Genomic DNA, 635 nt, shown 5'->3' with positions numbered 1-635 from the left:
GTTTACCACGGTGTGGTTCATGACTGGGGTGAAGTCGTAACAAGGTAGCCGTAGGGGAACCTGCGGCTGGATCACCTCCTTAATTAATAGCACTAAAGACTTTAAAGTGCCCACACAGTTTGTTTTCGAGATAATGAAGAATCCCAACCGTTACTGAGAAGAAGCGGAAAAGATATTCGATCACGATATTGTTGTTGATGTAAATGAGATGTTGTAGTGCATTTCAATAAATGCGTAACCAGTCGCAAATCAAAAAAGGCAAAGTGCATCGAAGCATTTTTGCGAAAGAATTTTTCTTTAATCAAAGTGGGTGTGTACATAAAACGCGCATTAGCTTGAGTAAAGAAAGATATCGAAGTAAAAATGGGTCTGTAGATCAGTTGGTTAGATCGCACCCCTGATAAGGGTGAGGTCGGTGGTTCAAGTCCACCCAGACCCACCATTCTATGGAATTCTTCAAAGGTTTATTCAGATTAAAGTACTTTTACGAGAGTATTTTAATCTGGAGTAACCAGACGTTCATTAAAAATAAGGTAAATAAGAGGTAACACAAGCGTACTTGTATTTGAAGTAAAGCATATGATCTGAGGTAACTGAGATTATATGGTCAAGAAGAGAAGCGCAAACGGTGGATG

The 635-nt window shown here is 39.5% G+C and carries 1 protein-coding gene, 1 tRNA gene and 1 rRNA gene; 2 read left to right on the top strand and 1 reads right to left on the bottom strand.

Annotation, left to right across the window (positions count from 1 at the left end; genetic code table 11):
* Positions 1-82, top strand: a 16S ribosomal RNA gene (locus ACWTEW_RS32295); the annotation flags it as partial.
* Between the two features lie 19 nt (positions 83-101).
* On the opposite strand, the gene ACWTEW_RS32290 is transcribed toward ACWTEW_RS32295, so the two are convergent.
* Complete coding sequence (locus ACWTEW_RS32290) at positions 102-320, bottom strand: hypothetical protein (RefSeq protein ID WP_454783634.1); 219 nt, start codon at positions 318-320, stop codon at positions 102-104.
* A gap of 45 nt (positions 321-365) precedes the next feature.
* Between ACWTEW_RS32290 and ACWTEW_RS32285 the strand changes: the two genes are divergently transcribed.
* A tRNA-Ile gene (locus ACWTEW_RS32285) sits at positions 366-442 on the top strand.
* The last annotated feature ends 193 nt before the right edge of the window (positions 443-635 follow it).

The sequence above is a fragment of the Legionella stuttgartensis genome (assembly GCF_977063405.2).
This window is presented reverse-complemented; position numbering and strand designations above follow the sequence as displayed.

Excerpts from the sequence above, each read along its gene's own strand:
- ACWTEW_RS32290 (WP_454783634.1), bottom strand. The coding sequence starts at position 320 with ATGTACACACCCACTTTGATTAAAGAAAAATTCTTTCGCAAAAATGCT.